Below are 6804 nucleotides of genomic sequence, written 5' to 3' on the forward strand. Positions count from 1 at the left end.
GGAGACACCACCATGACCCTTTCCACTATTAATACCGAGTATGCCGCAAAAGCTGTGCCCCCTGTTCCGCGCCCGTCGGAACCAGCCCACATCGTCAAGACTGATGCCGAAGCGATTGCCATCGCGAAGACACTTGCGGCAGAGTTCATCAAGAATTCGGCCGTGCGCGACCGCGACCGCATCTGGCCGGTGAAGGAACTGGACGCGTTTTCACAGAGCGGGCTTTGGTCTATCAACGTGCCCAAGGCCTTCGGCGGTCCCGAAGTCTCTTATGCAACGCTTGCGAAGGTCATCGAGATTATCTCGGCGGCCGATTCATCCATCGGCCAAATAGCGCAAAACCACCTGGGCGTCGTGGCCGCGATTCGGACGGTTTCGGACCCAGCCCAGCAAAAGCTGTTGTTCGCGGAAGTGCTGAGGGGCACGCGCTTCGGCAATGCCTTCTCCGAATTCGGATCCAAGCGCGCAGTGGATTTCGAAACCAAGTTCATCGATGCCGGCGATCATGTCGTTGTCAACGGCCAGAAATTCTACTCATCGGGGGCGTTGCTCGCGCATCTGGTGCCGATCGTTGCACTCGATAGCGAGGGCAGAGCCTGGTATGCGATTGCCGAGCGCGACGCGCCAGGTTTGACTGTCATCGACGACTGGTCCTCCTTCGGCCAGCGTACCACGCTGTCGGGGACGGTCCTGCTTGACAATGTCAGAGTGCCGAAGACGCACGTGGTGCCCGGCTACAAGGGGTATGAGGTGCCAACTGCGGACGGAGCGATCTTCCAGATTATCCAAGTGGCGGTCGATACCGGTATCGCGCAGGCCGCGATAGACGAGACCGTTAGCTTTGTGCGCACCAAGAGCCGCGCCTGGGTGGATTCCGGCGTCGACAACGCCTGGGATGATCCCTACACGATCCAGGCGATCGGAGACTTGACGCTACGACTGCATGCGGCGCAGGCGCTGCTTGAAAAGGCAGGTTATGCCATTGATCGGGCGATCCTCGATCCTAACGCGGAAACCGTTGCGGAAGCCCAGATTGTTACTGCCGAAGCGAAGATCCTCTCCACTGAAATTGCGATTGCGGCCACCAACAAGTTGTTCGAGCTGGCGGGAACGCGCTCAACCCTTGCCGAGCACGGGCTTGATCGCCATTGGCGCAACGCCCGCACCCATACCCTCCACGACCCAGTCCGCTGGAAGTATGCTATATTGGGCAAGTATTTCCTGAATGGCGAGAAGCCACCTCTCCATGCCTGGAGCTGAGGTTTCCGATCTGCAAAGCACCCGGTGGTCAGGTGCTTTGCGGATTATGCCTTGCAGCGCTTAGAAGATAGTAGGCGGTTTTCGCCGTCGTCAATGAGTACGCTTCAGAACGCCTCGCGGTCTCGCCGCCAAGGCAATATTTCACTGCTTTAGAAACGACGGCCTCCGATCTTCAGGTCGCGGGGCAGAGCTACTTGTTGAAAGCGCCTGGACGACTGGTTTGCGTGCAACCTCCATCGACGCGCGATCAACATTGTCTGCCGATCATTTTGGAGACGGCTTCCTGTCCCCAACAAAGAACATCCGAACGCCGAGCTGCCCTCCGGCGTTGGTCGCCTTGGCCTTGGATTGCGATAGACAATTCATAAAATGTGAGCTTCTGCGTCTGCCGGCTTGCTCTGGAACCAGTAAAGTTCGTTTCTCCCTCGTCGAGCAGGGACAATGCGGGGCGACGACCCGATCTGCCCTCAATTGCGCGCAAAGACTGTCCGAGTTGCAAGGCTACTTGCTTCCGATGTCACGCGCGGCGCGCCTGCCCCATCCGGCCGGACCCGGGCGCGCCGCGACTTCTCATCAGGTTGCTTCGAGCACCATGTTGAGCGGGGTCTGGGCTGCTCGGCGGACATGAGTGAAACCGCCCGACCGGATTACCTCGGCCAATCGCTTCTCTCCCGCCTGAGCGCCAAGTGCTATTCCCGTCTCCTGCGCAAGCGAGGTTGGAACGCAGATCATCGTCGAGGCTGAGTAGTAGAGCCGTCCAACTGGGTTGATATTCTCCTCCAGCGTATCTCCGGCCATTGGTTCGACCACCATCCACGTGCCGCCCTCCTTCAATGCCTTTCGGATATGAGCCGCAGCGGCTATTGGGTCGCCCATGTCGTGCAAGCAGTCGAAGCAGGTGATCAAATCGAAGTCTCGGCCGTCGAAGTCCTGCGCCCGGCCGATCTCGAAGCGCACGTTCGTCAGGCCATCTGCCCGAGCGTGGGCGGTCGCTGCCGCGATCGAATCCGCATGGAAGTCGTAGCCGATGAACCGCGAATTAGGGAAAGCCTGAGCCATGAGGATCGTCGAGAGCCCATGTCCGCAGCCGACGTCGGCCACAGTCGCGCCCGCCTTCAACTTGTCGACAACGCCATCGAGCGCCGGCAGCCAGTCCTGCACGAGGGCGTTGACATAGCCGGGCCGGAACAGCTTCGCCACAGCGCAGAACATGCAGCCGGCCTGATCCCCCCATGCCACGCCTCGACCGGTTTTGAAGGCAGACTGGACCTTCGGCTGGTTTTCGACCATCGCAGCAGCGGTATCGAACCCTCCGATCAGATTGACCGGGCTGTTAGGCTCAGCAAACACGAGGGCCTGCTCGGGCGTCAGCGAGAACAATCCTCGCTCATGGTGCACATAACCTGAGGCGGCCTGTGCCGACAGCCACTCGCGGACATAACGAGGTGCGCATCCCGAGGCATCGGCAAGGTCGTCGGCCTTCACCGGCCCGATCTCCTTCAGCGTCCTGTATAGCCCCACCTCATGTCCGATCCGGACCAGCGACACGCTGAACGCTCCGCCAAGGTCGCCATGGACGCGGTCCACGAGTTCTTTGAGCCTTGTCTCGTTGACGTCCGTCATGTCGGATCCCTCCTATTTTGTGGCGGCCTCATGCGCGCTTGCGGTCCAAAGGCACGCCAACAGATGAACTCGATACAATCGGATAACCGCATTTAGCTTTACCGATGCGGCTTCCACTCTGCATTGCTTGTGCCAACTAAATTTCGCCGCTAACCCCTTGAGGTTGCTTTATTGTTTACTTGCTTATGTTCGATTATGTTGTCGGGTTATGGACATATCGTGTCGCAATCCGCCCCCTGATACACCAGGGCGATGAAGTGGAAGTTCATGGGCTGGGCAAGAACGGGCCAAGGAGGTATCCACGATCGCCCGGAGATTGATATGATCGGGTGCGCGCCCCACACAATCGTCCTAGCAAACTCCTGTTGGAAGCTCTGGGACAAGGTCACCCCACACGCCCGACTGACCAAGATCATCGTATCGCAGGATGCGCTTTACCACCCCCAGGTGGAGCAGCCTTCCGACATTCGGCGAATATGTCCTACTAAACCTCATGGTCCAGCATCTCGGTGATGAGTGGCGTTGGGGGTGAGCCTCGCCAAGGGTCTAGACCGGCGACGCGGGAGTCGGTATTTGCAGAGGCAAGTAGCATTGGCGAAATCTCGCCGAGACATCATCCCAGATACAAGGCTTCCTTAAAGTGAAAAAAGTCCAGCGCAGCTTTGCCGTCGAGTACAAATCAGGTCGGCGAAAACTCAATTCCAAAGCGAACTCGATTTGGGGAGACACCGATCTGAAGTCCGTTGCTCAAGATCTGCAGGATGAGGCAATGCCATTTATGTCTTTAACTCCGCAGGCAAGAAGCAGCGAGATGCTTGTATCCGGAGAAGAACAGGCCGGGCCGTTATTGACACTGCCGATCGGGCGGGAGACAAATGCATCGGCTTTACAGGAGACCACAATGGCCGACGAAAACGCTACGATGATCAATGCTGACACGCCGGCCGCCGCGGCGCCCGATGTGCCGAAAAAAACGCGCAAACCTCGCGCGAAGAAGGTAGTGCCTGAAACGGCCCCAGCAGCCGTTTCTCTGCAACCGGCTGCGGCTTCGGATGCCACCGCTGGAAAGCAGAAGAGAGGACGCAAAGCAAAGTCTGACGAAGGTGCGACGAGCACCAGACGTGCGGCTGTCAAACGTGCTCCGAGAGCGGTACAGGCAGCGACCGCACCGTCGGTGGCCGCAGTTGATGAGTTTGCGGATCTTCTGCAGCTGGAAGAGGAAAATCAAAGACTGCGCAAGCTGCTGGCGGAGAAGCTACGTGCCGAAAATGCCGATCTGCGAAAGCGACTCAACCTCGGTTGATGCGTAGCAGACGGCCAAGCGCGGGCCGCATTCTCATGCTTATAGAAGTGAAGATTTTGGCGGCGGTTCGTTCTGCCGCCAACGTTTTTGCTCGCTGTTTGCATGCGCAGTAGAATCCGAGGTCGATTAAAATGGCGTCTCCATGGAAACTTCTTGCTGGGCTGGTGTCACGGCGACGCGAGCAGAAGCGCTCGGCCGATGATGTGAAGCCGGACGTATTGGCCATCGCCAAGCCGGCTGAAACAGCAACCAAAAACGAGTTGGGCGCCACAGACCGTCCGGCCGACGAAAAGCCAGTTCTTGACAGTCCTTCCGCCGCGGTGTCAGTCGATCCGGATCAATCCGAAGAAACGGCAAGCGCTGTTGATGATCGCGCAGATATCGAAGACGCAAAGTCGGCGGAAGCGGCTGATCCGGCTTTGCCCGATGTGGCCAATACAGCCGGTCGTGCCGCGCCGAAGATCTCTCGAGTTGGCGGTGGTCAAACGCGAAAGCGCAGCATGCGGCGCACCAGAGTGGAAGCGATTGCGGTTGTTGTTCTTCCACCATCTCAAACTATTTCCGCCGCTTCTGAAGATGCAATCAATCTTGATGAAGAGATCAGGCTGCTCCGGGATCAGCTAGCGCGTAAGCTTCAAATACAGAATACACAATTAAAGAGGATGCTGCAGCGCTTTGAGCGCTGAGCGCGTCCATAGATCCACCCGAGACTTTCGTGGACACACGGATAATCTGATAGGCATTAAACAATTCTTCAACTCCAATCTGGCTTTCTCCGCAGCGATACCTAATCTTCCGGCTGGCGTGCGAGATAGGCCATGTCAAAGCCTAGCGTGGCCGCACGAAAAATTGGTCACGCGAATCGCCCTTGAGTTGGGTCCATCGCTCGCTAACGCGGGACCGGCAGACCCCATGTTCGATAGAGGTTATTAAGGGCAGCCGCAGTGTGGCATTCGACTGTCGGCAAGCCGAACTCCTGAAGAAATTTCGCATATTCCAGGTTGCTATTACGGGACTTGAACAGAATCCAATATACCATCCGCCATTTTATTCTGTCTTTGGCCCTTTGGAGAGATCCTGCGCGATCCGGTTGATTGGCAAGAGTGCGCTTGAGATAACGCAAAAAACGTAGCCAGGAATTTGACGTGATGACAATAACACCAGTGGAACGGACTAATCGCTGCGGCATCAGGCGCGAGTAGCTGCCTTCGATAATCCACCGCTCTTCCTGAATCGCCAAATCATGAAGCGCGGCAAACTCTGTTTCCGGGCGCGGCTGCCAATCCGTGCCGGGCAGATAATGAAGTTGGTCGAGATGCACGGCTGGAATACCGAGCTTCTTACACAGGGCGACCGCCAACGTCGACTTGCCTGCGTTTGAAGGGCCAAGAATCGCGATGCGCTCACCCAGCGAATGCAAAGGCAGTATAGGGACACCGTTCGGGAAATTGGGATCGTTAGGTCGTGGGGACATTGACTTCGTTCCTACTTCGCTCCTCGGATCTCGGAGGAGCTGCGGGGAGCATTGTTGCGAAGGGACCGGGCACGGTGCATGACCAAACTTTGATCCTGAGCTGGCTGAGGAGGAGACGGCGAGTACGTGAAATAGATCGACGGCAATGTTCGCAATCGGTTCAAAACCGGCCATCAACCTGGGAAATGGGTTGTTGGACGCAGCTCGATCATAGCCGAAGTTGGCAACCTTGCTTACCGGTAGAAGGAAACTGCGGTCCGGCCTGGCATCAAAAAGAGAACGCCAGATGGCTGGAGTTCGAGCGGGATCATTGGCAAGTCTTCGCCGAGTGCGGAGGAGAAGATGCTGCGACGGCCGGAAAAGGATTCGACATTCTCTAGCACCTTGCGCCGGCCGCATGCGCGGGCGATCAGCCAGGACGCCAACCGGCTCCCGTGTTGCAGGTGGAATAAAAAATCTTGGGCTCTCCACGGACGCGAGCAACGGCTGCGTGGGCCACATGCCGGAGATGTGAACAGATTGAAGTCCCTCACCAAGATGTAGGGAACGTGATCTGGATGGTATAGCTCTTCACTGTGTGTTCTCCTTCTGCAACCACTCCGTCAAAAGTGCCTTCGAAGAAGGCACTTTTGACGTGTCTTCACGAACCAGCGACTTTGGCGAGCGCCCGCTTCTCGCGGCGGCGCTGCACCGAAGAAGCGATGTTCATCGCCTCCCGGTATTTCGCAACCGTGCGGCGGGCAAGATCGACGCCGCCCTTCTTCAGCATGTCGACGATATCGTCGTCGGAAAGCACCGCCTCCGGGCTCTCCTGCAGGATCAGCGCACGGATCTTGTGACGCACGGCCTCGGCCGAATGGCTGTCGCCGCCCGCAACGGCGCTGATCGAGACGGTGAAGAAATATTTGAGTTCGAAGAGGCCGCGCGGCGTCAGCATGTATTTGTTCGACGTGACGCGGCTGACGGTGGATTCATGCATCTTGATCGCCTCGGCGACCGTCTTCAGGTTCAGCGGGCGCAGATAGTCGACGCCGTGCAGCAGGAAGGCGTCCTGCTGGCGGACGATTTCGCTTACCACCTTCATGATGGTTTTTGCCCGCTGATCGAGGCTGCGCGTCAGCCAGTTGGCGCTCTGCAGGCAATC

6 protein-coding genes are annotated in these 6804 nt (G+C 57.7%); 3 read left to right on the forward strand and 3 right to left on the reverse strand.

Translation table 11 applies throughout. The features are described from left to right. Positions 1-12 precede the first annotated feature (12 nt). Positions 13-1260: an SfnB family sulfur acquisition oxidoreductase gene (locus AC1D2N_RS34460; protein ID WP_065277587.1), complete on the forward strand. Its 1248-nt coding sequence runs from the start codon at positions 13-15 to the stop codon at positions 1258-1260. 573 nt (positions 1261-1833) lie between these two features. On the opposite strand, the gene AC1D2N_RS34465 is transcribed toward AC1D2N_RS34460, so the two are convergent. Next, positions 1834-2883, reverse strand: a complete 1050-nt coding sequence (locus tag AC1D2N_RS34465) for a class I SAM-dependent methyltransferase (protein ID WP_130657487.1) — start codon at positions 2881-2883, stop codon at positions 1834-1836. 640 nt (positions 2884-3523) lie between these two features. Here AC1D2N_RS34465 and AC1D2N_RS34470 point away from each other — a divergent pair. Then, positions 3524-4186 carry a transcriptional regulator gene (locus tag AC1D2N_RS34470; RefSeq protein WP_065277585.1) on the forward strand — a complete coding sequence of 221 codons (663 nt, stop codon included), beginning with the start codon at positions 3524-3526 and terminating at the stop codon, positions 4184-4186. Between the two features lie 131 nt (positions 4187-4317). Next, the gene (locus tag AC1D2N_RS34475; RefSeq protein ID WP_081295690.1) at positions 4318-4872 is read left to right on the forward strand and encodes a hypothetical protein; all 555 of its coding nucleotides are present in this window, start codon (positions 4318-4320) and stop codon (positions 4870-4872) included. A gap of 203 nt (positions 4873-5075) precedes the next feature. Here AC1D2N_RS34475 and AC1D2N_RS34480 read toward each other — a convergent pair whose 3' ends face one another. Together AC1D2N_RS34480 and AC1D2N_RS34485 are read right to left on the reverse strand one after the other, a co-directional pair. Beyond that, entirely contained in the window at positions 5076-5660 is a 585-nt protein-coding gene (locus AC1D2N_RS34480; RefSeq protein ID WP_245308459.1) for a P-loop NTPase family protein, read from the reverse strand. A gap of 640 nt (positions 5661-6300) precedes the next feature. Further along, positions 6301-6804, reverse strand: a 504-nt coding sequence (locus AC1D2N_RS34485; RefSeq protein ID WP_477982879.1) for an RNA polymerase factor sigma-54, incomplete at its 5' end; no start/stop codon positions are given.

Source organism: Rhizobium sp. P1_B8 (assembly GCF_056406515.1).